Origin of the sequence: Arachidicoccus rhizosphaerae, assembly GCF_900107765.1 — a bacterium.
Taxonomy (GTDB): Bacteria; Bacteroidota; Bacteroidia; order Chitinophagales; family Chitinophagaceae; genus Arachidicoccus; species Arachidicoccus rhizosphaerae.
On sequence record NZ_FNQY01000001.1, the window covers coordinates 43,668 to 68,936 of the forward strand.

General features: G+C 47.9%; 21 protein-coding genes. 12 read left to right on the plus strand and 9 right to left on the minus strand.

Features of this window, described 5'->3' with window-relative positions:
• Positions 1-145: 145 nt before the first annotated feature.
• The 5 genes from BLU80_RS00115 to BLU80_RS00135 all read left to right on the plus strand — a co-directional run bounded on the left by BLU80_RS00115 (position 146) and on the right by BLU80_RS00135 (position 4,149).
• Entirely contained in the window at positions 146-1,033 is an 888-nt protein-coding gene (locus BLU80_RS00115; protein WP_091391912.1) for a pirin family protein, read from the plus strand.
• 115 nt (positions 1,034-1,148) lie between these two features.
• Entirely contained in the window at positions 1,149-2,081 is a 933-nt protein-coding gene (locus BLU80_RS00120; RefSeq protein ID WP_091391914.1) for a ring-cleaving dioxygenase, read from the plus strand.
• A gap of 51 nt (positions 2,082-2,132) precedes the next feature.
• On the plus strand, positions 2,133-2,435 hold the full coding sequence (locus tag BLU80_RS00125; RefSeq protein WP_091391916.1) for a GNAT family N-acetyltransferase: 303 nt from the start codon (positions 2,133-2,135) through the stop codon (positions 2,433-2,435).
• A gap of 26 nt (positions 2,436-2,461) precedes the next feature.
• Positions 2,462-3,433: a VOC family protein gene (locus tag BLU80_RS00130; RefSeq protein WP_091391918.1), complete on the plus strand. Its 972-nt coding sequence runs from the start codon at positions 2,462-2,464 to the stop codon at positions 3,431-3,433.
• A gap of 62 nt (positions 3,434-3,495) precedes the next feature.
• Complete coding sequence (locus BLU80_RS00135) at positions 3,496-4,149, plus strand: alpha/beta hydrolase (RefSeq protein ID WP_091391920.1); 654 nt, start codon at positions 3,496-3,498, stop codon at positions 4,147-4,149.
• Between the two features lie 102 nt (positions 4,150-4,251).
• Here the strand turns inward: BLU80_RS00135 and feoB are convergent, their stop codons facing one another.
• On the minus strand, positions 4,252-6,396 hold the full coding sequence (gene feoB, locus BLU80_RS00140; RefSeq protein WP_091391922.1) for a ferrous iron transport protein B: 2,145 nt from the start codon (positions 6,394-6,396) through the stop codon (positions 4,252-4,254).
• 120 nt (positions 6,397-6,516) lie between these two features.
• Here feoB and BLU80_RS00145 point away from each other — a divergent pair, with 120 nt between their 5' ends.
• The 6 genes from BLU80_RS00145 to rplS all read left to right on the plus strand — a co-directional run bounded on the left by BLU80_RS00145 (position 6,517) and on the right by rplS (position 11,490).
• A complete protein-coding gene (locus tag BLU80_RS00145) occupies positions 6,517-6,963 on the plus strand; it encodes an IPExxxVDY family protein (RefSeq protein WP_091391924.1) in 447 nt (148 codons plus the stop codon).
• Between the two features lie 199 nt (positions 6,964-7,162).
• The gene (locus tag BLU80_RS00150) at positions 7,163-8,686 is read left to right on the plus strand and encodes an arginine deiminase family protein (RefSeq protein ID WP_091391926.1); all 1,524 of its coding nucleotides are present in this window, start codon (positions 7,163-7,165) and stop codon (positions 8,684-8,686) included.
• A gap of 101 nt (positions 8,687-8,787) precedes the next feature.
• On the plus strand, positions 8,788-9,771 hold the full coding sequence (ctlX, locus tag BLU80_RS00155) for a citrulline utilization hydrolase CtlX (protein ID WP_091391928.1): 984 nt from the start codon (positions 8,788-8,790) through the stop codon (positions 9,769-9,771).
• Between the two features lie 32 nt (positions 9,772-9,803).
• Complete coding sequence (locus tag BLU80_RS00160; RefSeq protein WP_091391930.1) at positions 9,804-10,520, plus strand: hypothetical protein; 717 nt, start codon at positions 9,804-9,806, stop codon at positions 10,518-10,520.
• A gap of 51 nt (positions 10,521-10,571) precedes the next feature.
• Entirely contained in the window at positions 10,572-11,075 is a 504-nt protein-coding gene (locus BLU80_RS00165; protein WP_139188056.1) for a hypothetical protein, read from the plus strand.
• Positions 11,076-11,130: 55 nt separating this feature from the next.
• Complete coding sequence (rplS, locus tag BLU80_RS00170; RefSeq protein WP_091391934.1) at positions 11,131-11,490, plus strand: 50S ribosomal protein L19; 360 nt, start codon at positions 11,131-11,133, stop codon at positions 11,488-11,490.
• A 294-nt stretch (positions 11,491-11,784) separates the two neighbouring features.
• Here rplS and BLU80_RS00175 read toward each other — a convergent pair whose 3' ends face one another.
• The 8 genes from BLU80_RS00175 to obgE all read right to left on the minus strand — a co-directional run bounded on the left by BLU80_RS00175 (position 11,785) and on the right by obgE (position 20,399).
• Positions 11,785-12,297 carry a hypothetical protein gene (locus BLU80_RS00175; RefSeq protein WP_091391935.1) on the minus strand — a complete coding sequence of 171 codons (513 nt, stop codon included), beginning with the start codon at positions 12,295-12,297 and terminating at the stop codon, positions 11,785-11,787.
• 326 nt (positions 12,298-12,623) lie between these two features.
• Complete coding sequence (gene gcvH / locus BLU80_RS00180) at positions 12,624-13,004, minus strand: glycine cleavage system protein GcvH (protein ID WP_091391937.1); 381 nt, start codon at positions 13,002-13,004, stop codon at positions 12,624-12,626.
• A gap of 98 nt (positions 13,005-13,102) precedes the next feature.
• Complete coding sequence (locus BLU80_RS00185) at positions 13,103-14,293, minus strand: pyridoxal phosphate-dependent aminotransferase (protein ID WP_091391939.1); 1,191 nt, start codon at positions 14,291-14,293, stop codon at positions 13,103-13,105.
• A gap of 109 nt (positions 14,294-14,402) precedes the next feature.
• Entirely contained in the window at positions 14,403-15,152 is a 750-nt protein-coding gene (locus BLU80_RS00190) for a DUF4397 domain-containing protein (protein ID WP_091391941.1), read from the minus strand.
• Between the two features lie 63 nt (positions 15,153-15,215).
• Positions 15,216-16,646 (minus strand): L-serine ammonia-lyase, encoded by a 1,431-nt coding sequence (locus BLU80_RS00195; protein ID WP_091391942.1) that lies wholly within the window; start codon positions 16,644-16,646, stop codon positions 15,216-15,218.
• Between the two features lie 188 nt (positions 16,647-16,834).
• Positions 16,835-18,061 (minus strand): pyridoxal phosphate-dependent decarboxylase family protein, encoded by a 1,227-nt coding sequence (locus tag BLU80_RS00200; RefSeq protein ID WP_091391944.1) that lies wholly within the window; start codon positions 18,059-18,061, stop codon positions 16,835-16,837.
• 321 nt (positions 18,062-18,382) lie between these two features.
• Positions 18,383-19,285, minus strand: coding sequence for a ribonuclease Z (locus BLU80_RS00205; protein WP_091391946.1), 903 nt, complete (start codon positions 19,283-19,285; stop codon positions 18,383-18,385).
• A gap of 112 nt (positions 19,286-19,397) precedes the next feature.
• The gene (gene obgE, locus BLU80_RS00210; RefSeq protein WP_091391948.1) at positions 19,398-20,399 is read right to left on the minus strand and encodes a GTPase ObgE; all 1,002 of its coding nucleotides are present in this window, start codon (positions 20,397-20,399) and stop codon (positions 19,398-19,400) included.
• Between the two features lie 183 nt (positions 20,400-20,582).
• Between obgE and BLU80_RS00215 the strand changes: the two genes are divergently transcribed.
• Entirely contained in the window at positions 20,583-24,980 is a 4,398-nt protein-coding gene (locus tag BLU80_RS00215) for a hybrid sensor histidine kinase/response regulator transcription factor (protein ID WP_091391950.1), read from the plus strand.
• The last annotated feature ends 289 nt before the right edge of the window (positions 24,981-25,269 follow it).

Genomic DNA, 25,269 nt, shown 5'->3' on the forward strand with positions numbered 1-25,269 from the left:
CCCACTTATCAGCCTGTTAAGTTTCCTAGCCGCGCTTGCAACCATTGCAATTAGTTGTAAATTTATGACTTGGACGCTGCCTGAACGTAACAGTTAAGCGCAGCCGCCTGAATACGCATCCATCAACACAACACAAAATACAGCGATGTCAAATATTGATTTAATCCTGACAGAGAAAGCCGCCGATATCGGCAACTTTTTAGTGGGCAGGCTGCTGCCCTTCCGGCAAAAACGAAGTGTGGGGCCTTTTGTTTTCATCGACCATATGGGTCCCGCAAGACTCTCTGATCACGAGAATGTGGACGTCCCGCCACATCCCCATATCGGACTCTCTACCCTGACCTATTTATTTGAAGGAGCCATTACCCATAAAGATTCTATGGGTAATGACCTGGAGATCCTGCCGGGCGACGTCAACTGGATGACGGCAGGCAGGGGTGTCACCCACTCGGAACGCACCCCCTTGAGGCTTCGTCAGACGGATAAGCGCTTACACGGTCTGCAGATCTGGATTGCCCTGCCCAAAGAGTTGGAACAGATCGACCCTGATTTTGCGCATATTGAAGGTAAAACTTTGCCCGTGTGGCAGCAGGCCGGCGCAGCATTCCGGCTGATTGCAGGCACCCTGCATGGCCACCGGTCACCCGTACCGGTGTATAGCCCTTTATATATGCTGGAGATTAAAGCAGCCGCTACCACCACCATTGATTTAAAAGATATACTGTATGGAGAGAGCGGCTTATATGTAGTGGAAGGCAGCATAGAAAATCAGGGCAACAGCTTTGGACCCAAGCAGCTGCTGATTACCAAGGAGGCGCACTTATGCAACTTTACCATTACAGGTGGCAGTCATGTCTTTTTATTTGGCGGCACCCCTTTTGAAGAGGAGCATTTTATCTACTGGAATTTTGTCTCCAGCGATAAAGCCCGTATTGAAGCGGCCAAAGCGCGCTGGGCAGCCCATCAGTTCCCGGAAGTGCCGGGAGATGACGGCTATGTTCCCCTGCCGGGTCCTAAACCTTCCGGTTCTTAGGCGTGTGGCCGGGATAACTTAACCTGGATTAAGTCCCTGGGTGCGGTGGCTTAACCTAGGTTATTGCCCGCGCTTGTGATGGGCGGTAACTTTGTGGAACAAAAACAAAATAGTTATGAACACCAATCACGTAATAGGGTTACACCATATAACCGCCATCGCCAGTCATGCAAAAGAAAACCTTGATTTTTACACCAAAGTCCTGGGGCTCCGGCTGGTTAAAAAGACCGTCAATTTTGATGATCCCAGCACCTATCATTTTTATTACGGCAATAAGTCCGGTGAGCCCGGCACGATCCTTACCTTTTTTCCCTGGGAGGGCATCAGTCAGGGACGTAACGGAACCGGGCTGGCGACACATATCGGGTACAGCGTTGCCAAAGGGGCACTGGAATTCTGGAAGCAAAGACTGACGCAGTTTAATATCCCTTTTGAAACAGCGGAAAAATTTGGAGAGCCCTACCTCAGCTTTACGGACCCGGACGGGCTGCAGCTGCAATTAATTGAGCCCACAGACCCAGACCCCAGAACAGGCTGGCTAACCGACGGGATAGACGCCCATCCCGCGCTGAAGGGATTTTATAGCGTGACGCTTACCCTGGATCAGGCGACCCCCACCGCCAGGGTATTAACGGATATCCTGGACTATCAGCAGCAGGGGCAGCAAGGGCAGACCCTGCGCTTTAAAAATCAGCATATAGCAACCGCCGGTACGATAGACATCCTGGAAGACCCCAAAGGGAAAGGCGGTTATAATGCAGCGGGCACCAATCACCATATTGCCTTTCGGGTCAAAAACGAAGATATCCTGATGCAGTACCGGGAAAAAGTGCTGGCCGCCGGTCTTAAGATCACGCCTAAAATAGACAGAGATTATTTTTTCTCTTTATATTTCAGGGAGCCGGGCGGCGTATTATTTGAGCTGGCGACCGATAATCCCGGTTTTACCACAGACGAGCCCCTGGATGCTCTAGGCAGCCAGTTAAAACTCCCTAAACAATATGAAGGGTTCCGGGCGCAGATAGAGGAGGCTTTACCCAGGCTGTAAAAATAAAGCAGCTTATAGCGACACAGTCATCATACCATACAATAAATACCCATGGAAAAAACAGCAGTAGTGTTACAGGATAACGGAAGCGGTCAGATCAGCCTTTACTCAGATGAGCAAAAAGCAGGTTTTATGGAGATCTCAGTAGATCTCGATCAACACCTTTTGACCGTCTATCACACCGAAGTTGAAGAGCAGTACAACGGCCGGGGTTTTGGCAAGCTGCTATTAGAAGCGCTGGTTCAGTACAGCCGCAATAACCAGCTCAGGGTCCGCCCGCTTTGCCCTTTTGTCCACGCACAGTTTAAGCGGCATGAAGAGAAGTATCAGGATATCTGGTATAAAGAACATTAAAAAATTTAAGCAAAAGGAAGGAAAATATGTCTACACTCATAACAGGCATCCACCACGTTACGGCCGTATCCGGAGATACACAGGCAACCATTGATTTTTACCAGGGCATACTCGGGTTCAGGATGGTTAAAAAGACGGTCAATTTTGATGACCCGAACGTTTACCACTTTTATTTTGGCGGTGATCTGAAAGGGGAAGTGCCGGGACCGGGCAGCATCTTTACCAGTTTCCCTTATGGGAAGCAGTTAAAGGATGGCCGCCACGGAAAAGGAAAGATCAATACCACCGCTTTTTCTTTACCGCAGACGAGCCTGGATTACTGGGTGCAGCGCCTGGATCAGTACCATATTGCCTATAAATCGCCGCAGCAAAGATTTGCGGATGAAGTATTTATTTATCTGGAGGACCCGGACGGGCTGGGGCTGGAGCTGGTCTTTGACAGCAAGGAAAACAGGCCTGCAGCGGGCCTGAACCCCAACATACCGGCAGCGCACAGCATCAGGGGGATCCATCACGTAGAGCTCTGGCTGGATCATTTTGAAAAAACAGCGGCCCTGCTCACCACGGTTATGAACCACCGGCTCCTGCAGGAGAGCGCCGGCCGGTTCAGATACGCGGTAGATGACCTGCCGGGTAAATACATCGATATTCTCTGGGACATCAATGCTTTAAAAGGTCTCAGTGGCAGAGGCATGGTGCACCATGTGGCTTTTGCCACACCGGACACTAAGACCCAGCGGAAAATCACGGAACAGCTGAGCGCCTTCGGTCTGGAACCCACGCAAGTGAAGGACCGAAAATATTTCAGTTCCGTATATTTTACGGAACCGGGCGGCGTCATCTTTGAAATCGCTACCAGCGGACCTGGATTTACCATAGACGAAAGCCCTGAGGCCCTTGGCCGGGGATTGATGTTACCGGATCTTTTTGAATGGAACCGGGATTATCTTACTGCCACGCTACCGGCCTTTGATTATGAACCGGGCCGGTTCCGATAGTGTATCCAATCAAAGCCACCCTAAAAACATCATCATATATAAATCATTATAAGGAGCAAATCATGACATCTTCCAATCATAACAGGCCTACCACTTTTCTTAAGACCAGCCCTGAGCACTTAGCGTTAGAGGAGGCCAAAAAAGCACTGGTCATGGTGCACGGCAGGGGCGGCAGCGCTACGGATATGCTGCAGTTCAGCCGGTATTTTAAGTTACAGGACTTTGCCGTCCTGGCCCCGGAAGCTACGGGCCATAGCTGGTATCCGCTTTCTTTTATGGCAGATGAAAGCAGTAATGAGCCGCAGCTCAGCCAGTCCCTTGACACCCTGGATCAAACAGTGGCCATGATCAACAAAGCTGGCATCGGGGCAGAAAATATCTATTTTTTCGGGTTCTCTCAGGGCGCCTGCCTGAGTCTGGAATATACCGCCCGTCATGCCAAACGCTATGGCGGCGTAGCCGCTATTATCGGAGGCGTAATCGGCCAGAAAGTCCATCCCGAGCGTTATAGCGGTGACTTTGCCGGCACGCCTGTTTTTATAGGCACCAGTAATCCGGATTTCCATGTGCCGATTACCCGGGTCTATGCCACGGTCAACATCCTAAGAGACCTGAATGCAGCGGTCACGTTAAAAGAATATCCGGGCCTTGGTCACACCATTAACCAGGACCAGATTGAACTCACAAACAGGCTTATCTTTGACAGGCAGCCTTAAACAGCGCTTCGGGCACCTGGAATGCGTAGGATAACTATAACTACGGCAGTTACTAGAAAAGGGGCCCGGGGCCCCTTTTCTAGTAACTTTCTTTCGATTTATTTATTTGAGCAGTTCAAAGGTAATCCAGCTACAGACATAGGCCAGCGCCGTCATATATACTAGCTGTATCACCGGCCATTTCCAGGACTTGGTCTCTCTTTTAACGACAGCCAGGGTACTCATACACTGCATGGCCAGCACATAAAAGATAATCAGCGACATGGCCGTAGCCAGGGTATAGACTTTGGAGCCGTCCGGCCTTTTAGCGTTTTCCATTTTCTGCTGAAGGGTCGAGGTATTGTTTTCATCCACACTGTACAGCGTGGCCATTGTACCCACAAAGACCTCTCTTGCGGCAAAAGAGGTAATTAAGGCAATGCCGATTTTCCAGTCATAACCCAGCGGCTTGATAACAGGTTCAATGGATTTACCCAGCAGGCCTGCATAGGAATTTTCCAGTTTTTCCGTGCCGTACTCTCTGTCCAGTGCTTCCAGGGCCTCTGTATTATCCGGCCCGGCCTGGGTGAGTTCCGTCTTGGTCTTTTCATATCTCTGGGTAACAGCATCCATTTTTTTGGATGGCCCGTAGGAGCTTAAAAACCAGATCAGCAGACTGATCACCATAATAACCTTTCCCGCTTCCAGGACAAAGATTTTGGCTTTTTCCACCATGGTCACCCCGACATTTTTCCATCTGGGGGCTCTGTATACCGGTAGTTCCAATATAAAAAAGCTCTTTTCCTTGATTTTGACGATCCATTTAAGCACAAGACTTACGATGAGCGCCATCACCACGCCAAGCAGATACATAAACATCATGATCAGACCCCGGGCGGAGAAAATACCCAGGTAATAGGTATCCGGCACCACCAGGCCAATAAGTATGGTATACACCGGCAAACGGGCACTGCAGCTCATCAGCGGTGTAATCATGATCGTTAAAAGCCTTTCTTTTTTATTTTCGATATTGCGCGTACTCATGATGCCCGGAATCGCGCAGGCGAAGCCGCTGATCATCGGCATCACACTCTTGCCGTTCAGGCCTACCTTGCGCATCAGCTTATCCATTAAAAAACTGATACGGGCCATATAGCCGGAGTCTTCCAGCAGGGTTATCAGACCAAATAAAATCATGATCTGCGGGACAAAAATCACGATGCCGCCAAGTCCGGCCAGCAGTCCGTTACAAAGCAGATCGCTCCACCAGGTATCCGGCAGCACAGAGGCGGCCCAGCCGGTCAGCTCAGAAAAGCCCCAGTCAATGGCATCCATGGGATAGGAAGCCAGCCAGAAAATGCTTTGAAATAAAACAAACAACACCACCAGCAAGATGACATAGCCCCAGACCCGGTGCAGCAGTAAATTGTCCAGTTTGTCGGTAAAGATCTTTTTTTGCAAAGGATCCGGTTCCACCACAAACTGCTGCATGATCTTGCGGATACGGGTATAACGCTGTAAAATCTCCTCTGCCTGTACTTTATTGGGAGAGAAATTATTTTTAGTCTCTACTGCTGCAATTTGCGCCTTCAGGGGCGCGTCAAAAGCCAGGTTCTTGTAATTGGCCAGATAATGCACGGCTAAATAGTCGTTGACTTCCGGCATAATAGCCTGCAGGTCTTCAATGGCCTGGGGAGCCAGGGCTTTATTATCTATAAAATCCGGAGCCGGTGCGCTGACACTTTGTGCAAGCACATGGCTGATGACTTTTTTTAACTCCGGGATCCCTTTATTGGTTCTGGGATTGACTGGCACCACCGGGATACTTAATTCTCTGGACAGTTCATCCACATCAATACGGATGCCTTTTTTCTGTGCCAGGTCATTCATGGTAAGGGCTACCACGACCGGACACTTAAGGTCTACCAACTGGGAGCAAAACAAAAGGTTACGCTTCAGGTTGCTGGCATCCATAACCAGCAACAGCAGATCCAGGTCCTGCTGTTTTTCCACATCCATCATCACCCGGTAGGCGACCCATTCATCTTCTCTTCTGGGATACAGGCTATAAGTACCCGGCAGATCTATAATTTTAGCGGGTCCGTGTCCTGAGATCTGCGTGACACCCACTTTCTTATCTACAGTGACCCCTGGAAAATTGCCCACTTTCTGGTTCAGGCCCGTTAAGGCATTAAACAAAGAGGTCTTTCCGCTATTGGGGTTACCCGTCAGCGCGATCTGAATTGTCTTTTTTCCGGTTCTTAACATTGCGTGGCAAAATTACCATTCTTCGCCGTCATTTGGTTTACGATTTTGGGAAACCTTGATTTTTCCCGGATTCTTTTAGCTTTCTGTTGGCCTTTTTACCGGAAACCTTAACTTTGAGTCATGAAACCCGGCAAAAGCTTCTTACTGGACACCACCGACTCCTATGACGAGTTTTTCGAAGACTGCTGTCTGATCGGGCTGGTCACTTCTGTTAAAAGCTATAAATTTTGCCTGAAAGTCAACAAGCTGCTCAATTTTGATTTCAGGTTGAATACCGATATTGAGATTCTGCTGAATAAAAAAAACCGCAATTATTATTTTCCGGTCTATCAGTCCAATGTAAAGCACAGTTTTACAAAACACTATCTGTACAGCAACCGCAATGATGGAGAGGTCCTGCTTCCGGAATTCAAGCATATAGATTTTGTCTGGCTGATTAAAGGCCAGGTGGGTCCGGGCGATGAATTCGGGCAGATGCTGTCTTTGGTTAAATCCATTCAGGATGTTCAGCTGGCCACAGAAATCGATTATATGCTGCTGGAACATAAAGAGCACCTGATTTTCTGATGACAGATCCCTCGGGCACACCGGCCGGCACTTCGGGCGTCCCCATACCTGTTTTGCCCCTGCTTTGCCGCAGAACGCTATCCAAACAATAGATAATTAATTAGTTACAAAACTAACATTTATTAGGATATTAACAGCAGCAGCCTTTATTTTCTTTAAAAAAGCCCTATATTGCGCCCCTAGCAAACCTCCTGTTTTTATGAACCCAAATGTAGACATTCACGTTGAAACGGAAATCGGCCAATTAAAAAAACTGATCATACACAGCCCGGATGGCGGCATCGGCAAGATTGTGCCGGCAAAGTTTAAAGAGTGGTTGTATGACGACACCGTGCATCTGTCCGAGATGCGAAGAGAATACAATCAGTACGTCAAACTCCTGCTGCATTTTACCGACCCGGAAAAAGCAGCTTATGTCATGGATTATGAAAAATCGACTACCGGTATGCAGCAGCCGGATTGTTATAAGCCGGATAACAAGGCTTACTTTAACAGCAAAACGGTCCTGGATACCCAGTTTTTACTTTCAGAACTCTTAAACAGTGACAGTCTCAGACAAAGACTGATTTCTGCCGTTTGCGGCTGGGAAGGCAGCAGCTCCAGAACAGAGAATAAACTCATGGCCATGGACAGGTCCGAAGACCTGGCCAAAGCCCTGATTACCGGCATTATCAAAGAAGGTAGTGAGGATACCGGAGAGTTTATCTTCGCCCCCCTGCCTAATTTTATCTTTACCCGGGATATCGCTATTACCGTCAATGACCACCTGCTGCTCAGCAATGCCGCCAGCCCGGCCAGAGAAAGAGAATCTTTACTCATGAAATTTATCGCCCAGTACGCGCTGTTTAAAAACCAGCCGGAAAAGCTCATTGAGATTACCGAGCCCAGCAATTACTTTTTACTCAGTGAACAGGAACAGGCCATGCAGAAAACCAGTCTGGAAGGCGGGGACGTCATGATGATTGCGCCCAACCACCTGCTGATCGGCTGTAGTGAACGCACGACGCCAGCCGGTATCAATGAAGCCATCCACAATATATTTGCCGATGCCACGACCGGGATCGAAAAAATATCGGTTATAAAAATACCGCAGCACCGGGCCATGATGCATATAGATACGGTTTTTACCCAGGTAAGAAAAGATACCTGGGTCTTATTTGGTGCTTTTTCTGAGAAAATCATGCAACTGGATAAAAGGCGTCAGTACAGTTATATTAAAAGACTACATTCTGACCGCCACAAGGAAACCGGCTTTAAGATAGAGATCCTGCGTTTCCAGAAGCCGCTCCAGGAAAGCTATGTTCCCTTTAAAAATTATGAAGTCAGCATCCAGCCGCATATAAGCGGGCTGGAATCCCTGCTGCGGGACATCAGCATTCACGATTTTGGGGTCGATCCGGATAAAGTACAGATCATCTACAGCGGCAATAATACGTTCCCTTATGATGAAAGGGAACAGTGGACAGATGCCTGTAATCTGCTGGCCTTAAAAGACGGCGTGGTCGTAGGATACGACCGCAATGAACGCACCATCGGTACTTTTAAAAAAATGGGCTTCTCCGTTAAAAATGCCGCCGCCCTTAACGAAGAGCTGGGTAGAGGTCTCATATTGCCTGATGAGATAGAAAATACACTGATTTTACTGCCTTCGGCAGAGCTCTCCCGGGCCAGGGGCGGTTCTCATTGTATGAGTCAGCCCCTGCTCAGAGAAAAACTGCCTTAAGCGTTACCTCCATTAAGTTTTCTTAAATCCTGCGGTCCGTCCTTAAAATAAGGCCAGGGTTTTGTACCTTGTACATTCAAGGCGACCGGCAACCCTTGTATATGCATACGAATAATTATATGACACAACCTAATTCAGATAATAAGCAACTATCTTCCCATGATCCCCAGCTGGCCTCAACCGTGTTAATGGTCCGGCCGGCCAGTTTTGGGTTCAACCCAGAGACCGCCCTTAGCAATGCCTACCAGAAAGCGCCTGACTTTACAGATGGTGCGTATGCCAACCAAAAAGCCCTGCAGGAATTTGACGGCTATGTGGCTGCGCTGCGGGCTAGGGGCATTGAAGTAATCGTTATCCAGGACAGTAAAGAGCCCGTAAAACCGGATGCGGTTTTTCCCAATAACTGGTTTTGCACCCTGCCTTACGGCCAGGTAATTGTTTTTCCGATGCTGGCCGAAAACCGCAGGGAAGAAAAACGTGACGAGATCCTGGAACAGATAAAAGAACAGTACCAGGTCCTGGACGTGGAAGACTGGAGTGAATATGAAGCAGAGAATTTCTTTTTAGAAGGGACGGGTTCCATGATCTTTGACCATCCCAATAAAACCGTATACGCCTGTCTTTCAGACCGGACGCATAAACCTTTGCTGGAGACCTTTGCCAGAGCGCACGGTTACCGCCCGGTTTATTTTGTAGCTACTGACGGCAATGGCAAAGCCATCTATCATACCAATGTAATGATGCACATCGGAGCGACCTACGCCGTCATTTGCCTGGAGTCCATTAAAAATCAGGCGGAGAGAATCAGAATAGCCCAGGAACTCACTTCCGGCGGCCATGAAATCATAGACATCACTTTGGAACAGGTGCAAGCTTTTGCCGGCAATATGCTGCAGGTTCAAAACAGCGAGGGCACCCCTTATACCCTGATGAGTGAGACGGCCTATGACTGCCTTACCGCGGAACAAAAGCGGATTTTAGGGATTCACAGCAGCCCGCTGCCTGTTGCTATTCCAACCATTGAGTCCATTGGCGGCGGAAGTGCCCGCTGCATGATAGCTGAGATATTTCTGGCAAAAAAATAACCGCCTTACCACCACCGTAAAACATGCACAGGATGAAAAACACTTCTGACAACTTCCCTCAAAAAACCGCCTGCTGGCCTATAGGACTGCTGCTGATCAGTATTCTGGTCATCACCGGCTGCAAATGCAACCAGGGAGATCAGACCCGGCAACAGGTAGACTCCCTGGCTGGGCTATCAGCCGACTCTGCCAGTCAGGAAATCAGAAACCGTAGTCATCAGTTCACTTTTGACAGTCTTACCACCGGCTGGCTTTCTGCCACCATGGGCGGCCGAAAAGTAGACACCGCAGCTTTTACCAGCGGCCATGCGCCCGGCTTCGACCCGGACAGCACGGCGGCCGGCTCTCAGGACGCCGCCACCAGCCAGTTCCCGGAAGCTGTAAATTTTCAGCCGGACCAGCAGTATTATAAGGACTATGCAAGTGTGCTTCGGTTTTCACCAGACAGCAGCTATATTTTGGATTTTGGCTCCTATGGCAGCATCCCGGTGAAAGGCAAATCCGGCAGGACTACCCTGGAAGGCGGCGAGCCTGATACAAAAATCATGGTAGGCATTCCCGGGCAGCATAAAGAATGGCAGGTGATGTTTGCCGGCCCCGGCACCGCCATCCTGGATGCCACCTGGAAAAATGACCACCAGTTTATGGTTTTATATGCCAGCCAGCAGGAGGGCAGCCGCATTGACACCACGCTTATTATGGGGGATATGCACACCCAGACGCTCCACTGGTTCCAGTTAAGTAAATAACTTTAGCAAACAAGGATTCGTTTTTTTGGAAAAATCACCTATTTTTAACAGGTGAAAAATGGATGTAAAAATGTGTGGCGCGTGGGACGTGCAGGCTGGGCTATCTGTATAATCATACTGATAATCAGCTCCTGCAGCCTGACCAAACCCCTGATGCAGGACACCCAGGTAGCGGGCACCTATAGCGCTGTCACTGATTTTTCCAGGGATGTCCAAAACATGAACGGGGCCAAAGAGACCATGGTTTATAAAAAAGGCCGGGAAGAGAAGCTCAAGTTTCTGCCCAATCATAAATTTATTAAAACCATACATTACTCCAGCGACCGGGTAGCCGACCAGATCGTCATGGGCACCTGGGAACTTTCTGAAAACCAGTACATACATGCCTTCGGCAGTGAGGGCACCGGCTCCTTTTCTGAATTCTATCAATTAGAAGCAGCAGGCGGTAACCTGATTCGTCTGGATGAACACAAACAGAAACTAGCCCCTGAATATGCACCTTATTATACGTATTACCGCCAGGATGCGCCTAAATTAACCGGGCAGACAAAATAATTTTGTTGATTGTTTGTTTTATTACTACCTTTGCAGTCCTTAAAATTTTTAAGCTATGAACGCAGCAGTGAACTATGTACACGAGCAATTGACACAGGTCAAAGAATTTCCGAAGTTTAAAGCTGGTGACAATGTTACCGTAAACTATAAAATTGTGGAAGGTGGTAAAGAAAGAATCCAGAGCTTCCGTGGCGATGTATTGAAAATCCAGGGCAACGGTGCTACTGCTACTTTCACGGTCCGCAAAATTTCAAACAGCGTTGGTGTTGAAAGAACATTCCCTTTCTCTTCTCCAAACGTTGACTCTATCGTTTTAAACAAAGTGGGTAAAGTGCGTCGCGCAAAACTTTACTTCCTGCGTGAAAGAAGCGGTAAAAGTGCAAGAATTAAAGAAAAACGCTTCTCTAACCTCTAGTAGCAGCTTCGGCTTATACTGGGTGAGATATGCTGTAATCCGAAGGGTCCGAAGGGCCTGACAAGGTACAAATATTTTCAAAAGGGAGGTGATGCTGATGATAAGGTCAACCGTCAAAGTTAACCAGTATCCCCTGCCAGACATTTCAAATGATCTGACCCTACTGTAAAAGATTAGTCCCGAAAAAGCATTCAAGCGTTTTACCATATTAAAAGACCGGCCTGAACTGTATCAGGTCGGTCTTTTTGTTGCTTAATCTGAGGGTAAGGTGCATCAGCATCCCTTTTATAAAGACTACTGCTTTTGCAATACCAGGTTGCCGTCATCTTTTTTGTTCACCACCAGAATTAATAAGGGATGAATGGTAAAACCCAGCTGTTCTCCTACCGTCTGTTTATAACTCAGTACGATATTACCGTCTTTTTTAATTAATCCGAGCGGAATCAGTTCTATTTTCTGAGCCGTGGTCGGATGATTGAGCACAATGACATACTGCTCATTAAAATCTATTGGCGTAGGCTCTCCGCCGGCGCCCATAGTGGCCGCCATCCCAAAATACTGATCAAAAGTCGCCTTATCGGTAATCTTTGCCGGAATAGAATCCTTGACAGAATTATTGACAAAATAGTTCTCTGCTATTTTATAGGGCACGGAGTCCTGCTCACTGCCTGCCAGCTGTTCGGTTTGAGCCGCCTGGCTGCCCGTACTGTCCTTATCCTTACTATCTGCCGCCGTTCCGTTACAGGCGGCTATACTCATATACATGGCGCTCAGTGCAATGGCCATTGGTAAAATATTTCTTCTCATTTATGCGCTGCTTTAAAAAATAATCGATGCCTTTAAAACAGTAAATCAACCTTTGCAGGTTGATTTTGACTGATGATGCATCATACAAAGTATGTAAGTTACTTAAAAAATTAACCCAACTGCCTAACTGCGGACAATACCACGATTTTTTAACGCAGGCAATCTTTTTCTACCGATGCCCTACCTGGTCTGTTTAAGGATAAAAAAAATTAGCTGACTGATTATTAAGTAGTTACTTAATAATCAGTCAGCTAATTTAATATACGGTTCCGGTTTATTATGTACATGCAACCAGCCCGAAGGACGTTTTTTGTTGTCCGGACTTGCTAGGAGACCAGGTTCTGATAGGCGGCGCTGTCCAGCAGCCCTTCCAAATCAGCCGGGTTTTCCAGTTCAATTTTTACCATCCAGCCTTTTTCATAAGGATCAGTATTCACCAGTTCAGGCTGATTTTCCAACTCAGGGTTCACTTCCAGCACTTTACCATTAACCGGTATAAATAAATCACTGACAGTTTTCACCGCTTCCACTGTTCCGAATACCTCATCCGCTTTCAGGCTATCCCCTACAGAATTAATATCTACAAATACTATATCACCTAGTTCGCTCTGGGCAAATTCAGTAATACCTACCAGCGCCTGATTACCTTCCAGGGCTTTAATCCATTCATGGTCTTTTGTGTACTTTAATTCAGATGGAAAATTCATAATAATTGATTTTTAATTGCACAAACGTACAGGAAATTTAAAAATAATGTAGCGGGTCCCCTAAAAATTATTTTGTACGGCCCGGCTGCAGGTTTTAATTATTTAAGTTTCGCTAACGCGTCTTTGATCCGGGCCCAGCCTTTTTCAATATTTTCAATACTGTTGGCAAAGGAGAAGCGAACACAATCGGGCTCTCCAAAGGCTGCCCCCATTACGGAGGACACATGCGCGGTATTTAGTAAATACATGGAAAAATCAGCAGAATCCTTGATCGTTACCTGGCCGTCGGATTTACCATAGAACGCATGGACATCCGGGAAGATATAAAAAGCACCCTCAGGCTCTGAACAGCTCAGCCCCGGGATTTCACCAACCAGCTCCAGGACACGTTTTTTACGACGGGTAAATTCTGCAGCCATATCTTTAGATGGCTGTAAATCACCTGTTAAAGCGGCAATGGCAGCCCGCTGTGTAATAGAGCAGGTTCCGGAGGTGGTCTGTCCCTGGATTTTCTCCATGGCTTTGGCAACGGTGGTATTAGAGGCCGTATACCCCAGACGCCAGCCAGTCATGGCAAAGCCTTTACTTAAGCCGTTGACGATAATCACACGGTCCTTTAAATCATCGAACTGCGCGATGCTCTGATGCTCACCGACATAATTAATATACTCATATATCTCATCGGAGATAATAAAGATATCCGGATGCTGACGAAATACTTCAGCCAGCGCCGTTAACTCTTCTTTGCTGTATACAGCCCCGGAAGGATTACAGGGAGAAGAGAATAAAAAGGCTTTTGTTTTTGGCGTAATGGCTGCCTTTAACTGCTCAGCAGAAATTTTAAATCCGCTTTCAGGAGAAGTGCGCACTTCCACCACTTTGCCTCTGGCGAACTTCACCAGTTCGGAGTAGGTAACCCAGTAAGGTGTGGGAATAATGACTTCATCATTATCATCAGTAATGGCTAAAATAGCATTGGCCAGACTTTGTTTGGCTCCGGTAGAAGCAACAATCTGCGTCGGTTCATAACTCAGATTATTATCTCTTTTTAATTTAGTCACCACGGCTTCTCTTAAGTCCAGAAAACCCGGTACCGGCGTATAATGGCTCCAGTTATCCTGGATGGCTTTAATAGCCGCCTCTTTAACATGTGCAGGCGTGTCAAAATCCGGCTCTCCAAGACTCAGATCAATGACATCGATTCCCTGCGCCCTGAGTTCGCGACCCAGTTTGGCCATTTTTAGGGTTTCCGGCTCTGCAAACCGGTCCAGTAAAGAAGAAAGTTGCATAGTTTTTTATTTGCTTATTGATGATTGGTGCAAAGATATACATTATTTACGCTTCCGGGCCGCCAATCTTTGTCAGAAATCAGACAAAACCGGAGGCTGCTGACGGTCTTTATTGTTCAGAAACAATCACGACCGGCTTACGCATATAGTCTCCGGTATTCAGGCTGTCATAGCCTTCATAATAACAGGTATAGAACTTACCTTTCTCCACAGGCATGGAAAAGGAGTCAATAATCACGCCCGGGTCGTTGGTCTTTAAAAATAAAAACAAATACTCCGCCTGGAAAGGATCTGTATAGATGGATTTATATTGCCCCAGCGTACTGTTCAGGCTATTATCCAGATAGGTCCTGCCAATACCCAGATAGGGGAAAATGGTATCATAACTGGTGGAGATACCCTTTCTTTTCAGACGCACAACGGACACGGACGTCGTATCGGGGGCAAAATTAAAAAAGCGGAACTTGGCAGAGTCATATAAAGGCGCGGTTTCATTATCGGTAACCACCGAGAGCTTTACGCCATCTACCCGGTTACTGCTATCCGGAATTAAAAACAGGGAATATTTTTCTCCCGCCTGCAGATACTGATTGCCATTGATCAGCGTATCCGTACTGCCGTTTTCATGGATTAGTAATTTATAAAAACCGGCAGGTCCGTTTAAAAACGGTGTCGCGGAATCATAGGGGATATTATCCTGCAGGGTCTCGCTGTTTAACACCAGGTCAAAACTTTTGGCCGGCATGGCATTAATCAGCCTGATCCTGGTCGGGGACTGGTTGCCCGTTACGGATGATTTCGTACAGGCCCATAGTGTGAGCCCGATAAAAACAATAAGTAATAAATAGATGCGTCTCATCGCTGGATTTAAGAGAATCAATATTTGCCTAGCAAATATAAGGCAGAAAACACCGACTATCCGCTAACATTCACTTAAACCTAAGGGAATATGCACGGCCAGCCCGCCGTCGGAGGTCTCTTTATACTTGCTGTTCATATCCAGCGCCGTATCCCACATGGTTTTTACGACCTTGTCCAGGGAAACTTTCGCATAATCCGGGCCGCTCTGCAGTGCCAGCTGGCTGGCCGTGATGGCTTTGATGGCACCCATGGTATTTCTTTCAATGCAGGGGATCTGCACCAGCCCGCCGATAGGGTCGCAGGTGAGTCCCAGATGATGTTCCATGGCGATTTCTGCTGCCATCATACTTTGTTTCTGCGTTCCGCCCAGCGCTTCGGCAAGCGCCGCCGCTGCCATGGCTGAAGAGACGCCTATCTCTGCCTGACAGCCGCCCATCGCCGCAGAGATGGTGGCGCCCTTTTTAAAGATGCTGCCGATTTCTGAAGCGGTGAGTAAAAACTGAATGATCTTTTCGTCGTCCACATCCTCGCAAAAAGCGATATAATAGCATAAAACGGCAGGGATAACCCCGGCTGCGCCGTTGGTAGGCGCCGTTACGACGCGGCCGAAAGCCGCATTTTCTTCATTCACCGCCAGGGCAAAACAACTGAGCCAGTCCAGGATCTCATTAAAATTTCCTTTTGATTGCCTGACAATGGCCAGCCACTGGTCAAAGCCCTCATAGGTTTGTTTTTTGGTCAGCCTTTTATTGAGTTCGAAAGCTCTTCGTTTAACGTTCAGGCCTCCGGGCAGCACGCCCTGGTGATGACAACCTCTGTATATACAGGCTTTCATGGTCTCCCAGATATGCAGTACGCCGGCCTTGGTTTCTTCTTCCGGGCGCCAGGCGGATTCATTTTCCAGTACCACGTCGTGAATGGACATACCGGTTTTCATGCACCAGAATACCAGGTCTTTGGCATCCTGAATCGGGAAAGGAAGCTCCACCAGCTGACTGGCATCCGGGCCTTTTTGTCCCTCTTTGACCACAAAACCGCCCCCGATGGAATACCAGGTTTCACTGATGGCCTCTGCCGTTTCAAACTGAATCAAAAAGGTGAGCGCGTTGGGATGAAAGGGTAAAGATTCACTGAATAAAAAGGAAATATCCGTTTTAGGATCAAAATCAATATAATGACTGCCTGCGAGTGCCAGCTTTTTCTCCCGGGCCAGCTGGTCCATTTTCTCTGTGATCAGACCTACATCCGTGGTCTCGGGATCTTCTCCCAGCAGGCCCATTTTGACAGCGATATCCGTACCATGTCCATGCCCGGTTTTGGCAAGTGACCCATATAAAAGCACTTCAATATGCGTTACCTGACCGGTCAGGTCCTGCTCTTTTAAATCTTCCAGCACCTTTAAGGCAGCCTTCCAGGGGCCTAATGTATGGGAACTGGATGGCCCTACCCCAATCTTAAACATATCAAAAACCGATATCGCCTCGTTTGCCATATATAAATGACTGATTATTTATAGTTAGTATATTATTGAACCTGAAGCAGGTCTGTCCTGACAGAGAATGCCTGCACAAAACTAACTATTGTTTTTGTATTTCAACCAGCGGGCTGCGTTAAATTAAAGATTTAGCCCCTTAAAGACCGGGAGCTGTAATTTTTAACTGGATTTCTCTGCTGTATTGATCAGCGGTCTATATCTGAAAGGAATTGTAAAAGTCTTGGCCTATCCACATGATCCATCACAACGATCTTAAACCAGTCCGCCGGGCCGGTATGCTGATCCGGGACCAGGTAATATTTCTCAGCGGTGCGGGGATCCAGGTCCTCACTGTTTATCGTAACAATATTCATGTCCGGATGCCGGTAAAACCGGATCTGCCTACGGGTCAGCTCCTGACAGAGCCAGTTTGTTCTGTCCAGCAGCATTTTTATCTTTTCCTGCCAGCCGTAATAGCCATAGGTTTTTAAAATCATCCAGACAGCCACGGCATTCGCGCCGGAGCGGCTGCCGGACAGCGTCAAATCCATCCCGTTTACATAGGCTGCCTGTTCAGTATAAACATACCCCATCAGGTTTTTTCTGACTAAAAAAACGCCGGTGCCATAAGGCGCCTGTAACATCTTATGGGCATCAAGGGTAATGGAACTGATATCGGGGTTAGAAAAATCCAGCTGACTTTGACTGGCCGTCATGGGATAGATAAATCCGCCGAAGGCGGCGTCCACATGCAGTTTAAAGGGCAGGCCTGCCGCCTGAAGGCGCCTGGTATATACCCCCGGGTCATCTATACTGCCAAACATGGTAGTGGCCATATTGGCCACCACAATAAAGTAACGGATGCCTGCCTCAGATGCTTTTTCAATCATCTTTTCCAGGGCAGACTCATCTATGAGCCGCGTCTGAAAATCCACCGGAACGCTGTAGTACGTAAGCCCGAAGATCCCGGCTCCCTTTACCATGGAATAATGTGCGTCAGCTGATGAGATCACGGCGATCTGGGCGCAGTCGGCACCATATTCCTTTTGAAAGTAATTACGGTAAATCCAGATGGCCTGCAAGTTAGCCTCCGTCCCTCCGGCCGCAATATACCCATCCGTGCTGTCCGCTGCCGCTGCTAATAAATCTTCGCTGAGTAAACGGATGACTTCCGTTTCCAGGGCCTGGGTTCCTTTAAAGAAAGGCTCTGAATCACCCAGGGTATGACAACCGATATGATTGGGGTTTTGGACATAGAGCCTCAGCCAGGGCGAATCCTTTAAAAAACTGGCCTGACCATAGAAGACCTTATCATCGAGTACCGAGGCAGGAACACCCAGAGAGCCTCCGTCCTGATAATTGACATTCTGCCTGAGCGCTTCTGTTATAATGAGATCCTGCTGGGCGCTGGAAAGTTTATTCCAATATTTCATGGGAAGAACCTGTTTTTCTTTTCTTAGTTAATACGCTTGCTGACCCTAAAAGTAGGGAAAAAAATAATGTGCGTGCTTACAAATCCTCCCTGGTTTTACCGTGGCCATTCCCTCCGCTTACGTTTCAAATCCGGCGGTTGCAGTTGGCGGCTGAACCAGGAACTGTTTACAAATAAAAACGGTGTTCAGTGTACTTAATTATTGCTATGTCCATACTGCACTTTTTTGGGTGTACCCGTAAATAAATAATTAAATGAATGGCTTTGTTTTTCAATATTACCGCTGCCAGCCGCTTTTTTCAACGCCTGTCAGCGTTTACGCTTACACCAGATAGGTAACGCCTTCCTGGCTCAGATCGGTATAGGGAAAGACTTCTCTGGCCTCGGCCTCAAACGCCTCCACATATTTAAACTTACTGCTGAAATGACCCAGCAGCAGATGTCCGGCACTAGCCTTCTCTGCAATCATGGCCGCCTGTCTGGCAGTGGAATGAAACCGGTCTTTTGCCTGCAGTTCAAAATCATCCAGGTAAGTAGACTCATGATAGAGCAAATCCACATTCTGAATATATGGTAAAAAGCTGTCCGTGTATAAGGTATCGGCGCAGTAGGCATAACTGGCATTGTTTTTACCGGGCAGCGTCAGCATCTCATTAGTTAGCAGCCTTCCATCCTTGGTCTGATAGTCAGCTCCCCATTGCAGTTTTTCAAAGTAAGCATGCGGGATCTCATATTCTCTGGTTTTCTGAGGATCGATCTTCCGGGGTGCATGGTTTTCTCTGATCAGAAAACCATAGCATTCTATTCTGTGTTCTACCGGGAAAACCTCTACTTTGTATTTAGCCGTCGTAACCAGCGTTTCTGCTCCACTCAGCGGATGAAAAATAAGTTCATAAGGTAAAACACTGTCGGAGATACTGAGCTGCAGATCGATCAGCTCCTTTAAGGGCGCAGGGGCATACAAATGCAATGGCGTAGCGCGGTTGATCAGGGCCATGGAACTGATCAGGCCTATCAGGCCAAAATAATGATCTCCGTGTAAATGGGAGATAAAGATGCGGGTAATCCGGCTACGTTTGACAAAGTAGTTTTTAATCTGCAGCTGTGTTCCCTCCCCGCAATCCAGCAGTAAGACTTCACCCGCAATGGTAACAGCCTGTGCGGTCGGGTGCCGGTCATGGGCCGGTACAGCAGAATTGTTTCCTAATATCGTTACGCCAAACATAGTTATTACTTAAATGTTTTTACCCCCCTGGACCTGTAGTACCAAAGAAAAGTAAACTGATCAGCGGCGGCACCCGGGTTATGGCAAATAGCTCCCTGGTTCGTCCCTGCTATTATTTCTCCGTTTGGTTCAGCTTGGCCCAAAGCTGATCTTTCAGCTGCAGGATGCCCTGGCCGGTAACTGAAGAGATAAAGATATGCGGCAGATCTGTCGGAAGCTCTGCTGCAATCTCCGTTTTCAGTTCCTCATCCAGCATGTCGGATTTACTGATGGCAATCAGCATGTCTTTTTGCAGGAGTTCCGGATTATACTCTTCCAGTTCATTATACAATACTTTAAACTCTTTGCCGTGATCCTCACTGTCGGCAGGTATTAAAAACAGCAGGACCGCATTGCGTTCAATATGTCTTAAAAACCGGTGTCCCAGCCCCTTGCCTTCAGATGCGCCTTCGATGATACCGGGTAAATCTGCCATGCAAAAAGATTTGCCGTCCCGGTACTCCACCATCCCCAGGTTGGGTATTAAAGTGGTAAAGGCATAATTGGCGATTTTGGGTTTAGCCGCACTGACAACGGACAGCAAGGTTGATTTTCCCGCATTGGGAAAGCCAACGAGTCCGACGTCAGCCAGGACCTTTAACTCCAATAGCTTATAGCCTTCCACCCCTTCCTCTCCGGGCTGGGAGTGCTCAGGTACCTGATTGGTAGGTGTGGCAAAATGCTGGTTACCCAGACCGCCACGGCCTCCTTTCAGCCAGATAATCTCCTGGCCGTCTTCTAAAATCTCTGCTTCGATTTCTCCGGTCAGCTCATCTCTGGCAATCGTGCCCAAAGGCACTTCAATAATCACATCTTTCCCAAATTTACCGGTACAGTTATTTTTCATCCCGTTTTCACCATCCTCGGCGACTACGTTTTTAAAATACCGCAGGTGTAAAAGGGTCCATAACTGTTTGTTGCCTTTTAGAATTACATGACCTCCCCGGCCTCCGTCACCACCATCAGGGCCCGCCTTGGCATTAAATTTTGTCCGCATAAAATGCGTTATGCCTCTGCCGCCCTTGCCACTGTGGCAAAAGACACGGATATAATCAATAAAGTTCTTTTCTGACATGAATTCGTCTTTCTCTGTGTTATTAGCAGCGAAGATAAATCAAAAATGGCCGTTTTTAGCTTTTAGCGCAGCTTTTAACCGAACCGGTTGCCCGGAGCCGGCGCCGGGAAGGACTAAAGGATTATCAAAAAAAGAACTATTTTTAACAGCTCCTTTTAATTCAATCCTAAACAAAAATAAAAAATGGTGCTGGCAAGGCGTAAATGGCGTTTTTTACTCACTGGTTGTGTTCTTCTGGAAAGTATCAGCTGTTTAGCGCTGCAGCGTCAGCTTAGTTTTACGCATCTGGATATCGGAGACGGGCTTATCCATAATCAGGTCAACTGTATTATAAAAGACACCAAGGGGTTTGTCTGGATGGGCACACCTTCAGGACTGAGTCGTTATGACGGGAAACATTTTATCAGTTTTGGCCATAATAGCAGTGACAGCACAACACTGTCGGACAACTACATAGAGGATCTTTTCAATCTGCCGGGAGGCAAACTATGGATCAAATCAAGATCGGTCAGTGATATTTTTGATCCCCGGGAGATGACTTTTGCCCATAATGAGAACGCCTTTTTACAAACGCTGGGACTGCCGGCAGGCGTCGTTACCCAGATTAAACAAATCTCAGCCACCAAGTATCTGTTTATTTATCCGGATAAAGGCGTAGCCATTTATCAGATGCCGGGAGCCCTTAGCCCACTGCCTGAGGTGCAGTGGTTCGGCGCGGCGGCGGGCTTTCTGACAGCCGACGCCGCCATAGACAGCAAGGGTAATCTATGGGTCATCTCCCAATCTGGCGTACTGCTGCAATATAATACCGCTACCCGTCACTGGCAGCGGGGTGGCCGGCTGCCAGCGGGCGCTGCCCGGTCCTTTACTAAAAATGCCGGCCAGGGCACGCAGCCTTACCGCATTTTTTCTGATAGCCGTGGCAGTATCTGGATTTATAATGACGGAGTGCCCGGCCCATTATATAATCTGGTGGCGGGAGATTCCACCTTTACTATTTATCAGCAGGGCAGCCTCAGCCGGACCGGGGCCGCCCTGAACAACAATATTATTAATGCACTGACAGAAGACGACCAGGGCAATATCTGGGTAGGCACCGATCACGGCGGCGTCAATATTATCAATCAGCAAAAAGGTACCGTGCGTTATCTGATGAATAACCCGGAGAACCAGAAGTCCCTGGCACAGAACTGTGTCTATGATTTATATAAAGACGATAACGGGCTGATCTGGGTAGGCACCTATAAAAAAGGTATCTGTTATTATAATGAAAGAATGGACCGGTTTCCTTTATATAGCCATGACCCCAATGCCACCCACCCGGACAGAACCCTTCCCTATGAAGATGTTAACCGGTTTCAGGAAGACGAGCTCGGCAACCTATGGATCGGCACCAACGGCGGCGGCCTGATTTATTACAACAGAAAGGACTCTACCTTTACCCGTTATACCCATAACCCTGCTGACCCGGCAAGCCTCTGTGCGGATGTGATTGTAGGTCTTTGTTATGACAGTCACCACCGGCTCTGGATTGGTACCTATTACGGTGGCCTGGATCTTTTTGAAAACGGTCATTTTACCCATTTCAGGCACCAGATGGGAGAGCCGGAAAGTTTAAGCGATGACAGGGTCTGGGATATTGTGGAAGATAAAAACGGCGGTATCTGGATTGCCACCCTGGGCGGCGGTTTACAAAAGCTGGATCCCGTCACCGGAAAGTTCACGACTTATGCGCCCGGTAAGCCAGGGCTTGACGGCATAAAATATGTGCTGATCATGGATCAGCTCAAAAACGGAGACCTCTGGGCCGGGACAGCCGCAGGCATAGACATCTATCCGGCGGGCAGCCTGACAGCCACGCATCTGGGCAGTACTCCCAGGGACAAACATACCCTTAGCAACGATAACATCAACGCTATATATGAAGATGAGAAAGGTTATGTCTGGGTGGGCACCAGAGAAGGACTTAACTGCGTGGATCCGGCCACCCGGCAAATCAGAAGATATACCACCAGGGACGGACTTCCGGACAATACGGTGTTGACCATTTTAGAGGATAAAAACGGCTATTTATGGATGAGCAGCCCCAGCGGGCTGATCCGTTTTGACCCGCCCGATTCCTTTAATGACAGCATAAGACCTTCCGCTTTTCGTAAATTTGATGAATCCGACGGGTTGCAGGGACGGGAATTCAATGAAAAATCTGCTTTTAAAACCAGGTCCGGCTTATTGATTTTTGGGGGTGCCGGCGGCTTTAATCTGTTTAACCCGGACTCTGTGAGTATTGATTATCATACGGCACCCATTGTCTTTACAGAACTGCAGATCGGCGGCAAGCCTGCTGCCATAGCAGAGAAATACGGTGGCCGGGTGATTTTATATCAGGCCGCTTCCTGGACCAGTCATTTGACACTACCTTACGGTGCCAGTGATTTCTCTTTATCTTTTATGGCGCTCGGCTATGGTCATTCACCCCGTATTAAATACGCTTACCGGCTAAAAGGCTTTAACGACGAGTGGATATTAATTGAAAAGAGTGCGGACAACAGGGCCACCTATACCAACCTGAACCCGGGGGATTATACGCTGGAAGTCAGAAGCTGCAATCAGGACGGCATCTGGAATAAGGTTCCGGCCACCATGCAGCTCAGCATCCTTCCTCCCTACTGGAAGACCTCCTGGGCTTACCTGATTTATCTGCTGGCACTGGCAGCGCTGTTATATCTGGCCAGAAGCATCCTGCTCTATAGGGCAAGGATGCGTTTTGAACTGGAGCAGCAGCGCCAGCAGGCCAGCCACACCCATGATATGGATATGCTGAAAATCAGGTTTCTGACCAATATCAGCCATGAGTTCAGAACACCTTTGAGTTTGATACTGGCGCCCCTGGATAAAATCATGACCGAGGTAAGGGAACCCGGGCTTAAAAACCAGCTGGATATGGTGCGCCGTAATGCCAAAAGGCTGCTGCACCTGGTCAGCCAGTTACTGGATTTTCGTAAAATGGAGGTCCAGGAGATACAACTCCACCCAAGGACGGGAGATATTGTGGACTTCGTAAAAGAGACCGCCATCTCTTTTACCGATATCGCCGAAAAGAAAAATATTGACTTTACGATTATCAGTGAAATCCAGGACCTGAAAGCCCGTTTTGATCCGGACAAGCTGGAAAGGATCTTATTTAACCTGCTATCCAACGCTTTTAAATTTACCCAGGAAAAAGGGAAAATAACTCTTTTGATGACCCAAGCATCTCCCCCTGCAGATCCTGCCCGGCCGGAAGGAGCGGGTCCCTGCGACTGGCTTAAAATAAGCATTACCGATAATGGCATCGGGATCCCGGAAGATAAGCTCCATCAGATATTTGAGCGTTTTTTCCAGCATGACCTACCCTATCAGATGGTGAACGCCGGCAGCGGCATCGGTCTATCCATAACCCAGGAATTTGTCCGGCTGCATGGCGGTAAAATAGAGGTTTCCAGCAAAGAAGGGCAGGGCAGCTGTTTTACGGTGTGGCTGCCATTATTAAGCGCCGCAGATCAGGCCGAAAAGACACCGCAACCCGCCACTCTCACCACCACGGCTTTAACAGCCGCAGATCAAGAGAGCATCCACACTGCTGCCACAGACCCTGTGAGTTTGCCACAAAGAAAGGAGCAAACAGCCGCAAATGCCGCAGCCGACCGGATAAAGGAATCGAAAACGGAAAAAATACATATTGAAGCCCTGAGCGCCGACAGATCTTCTGAGCTGCCCCGGGAGACATTCAGGCTGGATGGCCGCAAAAAAACGATCCTGCTGGTCGAGGATCATGAAGATTTCAGGTTTTACCTGAAAGACAACCTGAGTGTGCAGTTTAATATTCTGGAAGCTTCTAACGGTCAAAAAGGCTGGGAACGCTGTTTACAGTCCAGGCCCGACCTGGTCGTCAGTGATATAATGATGGAGGAACTGGACGGACTGCAGCTCTGCCGTAAGATTAAAAAGGATCCCAGAACAGCTGCCATCCCGGTCATCCTGTTATCAGCCAAAGCCAGCCAGGAGCAGCAGGTGGAGGGGCTTAAACAAGGGGCGAACGACTACATGACCAAGCCTTTTAATTTTGAGGTGCTGCAGGCAAGAATCCTTAATTTATTGCAACAAGCCAAGCAGACCAGAAAAGAGACACCGGCCAAAATAGATATCCAGCCCACACACTCAGCGATAGATAGCCAGCAGGAGCAGTTCCTGCAGGCAGCAAAACAGGCCGTTGAAGCGTCCATGGAAGACAGCGACTTCTCCGTAGAACACTTAAGTCAGGCCCTGTTTGTCAGCCGGGTAACCTTATATAAAAAGCTGGTCGCCATTACCGGCAAAACGCCTATTGAGTTTATCCGGACCCTCAGAATCAAAAAGGCAGCCGAGTTCCTGCAAAAAGGCATGAATGTGGCCCAGGCCGCCTATGAAGTCGGATACAACAATCCTAAAAACTTCACCAAGCACTTTAAACAGGAATTCGGGATTTTACCTTCCGAGTACAGTAAAAACCAAAAGTTAAGCGACCTGCTGAGCTCCGGCGATAAAACGAGTCCGCAAGACTAATCCCGCCTGGTCACAAATATGGTCGGGAGCCCTCAGATACCGTCTTTTTTGTTGTATCTGAAGGCTCCTGTTTTTTTATGCAACCGGAATATCTATGCCGGCCTTCCTTTTTTCGGGGACCCGCCCCCCTTTTCTCTGCTTATAACGCTGATGGCCTTAACCTCAGCTTTGCATATGCTCCGCACTCTTAACAAAAGATTTAACCCCTATGACTATCCTTAAAATCTGCTGATTCTGGGGTAAAATTCCACCGGTTAACAAAAAAGACCCCTTAAAGCAACAATACACA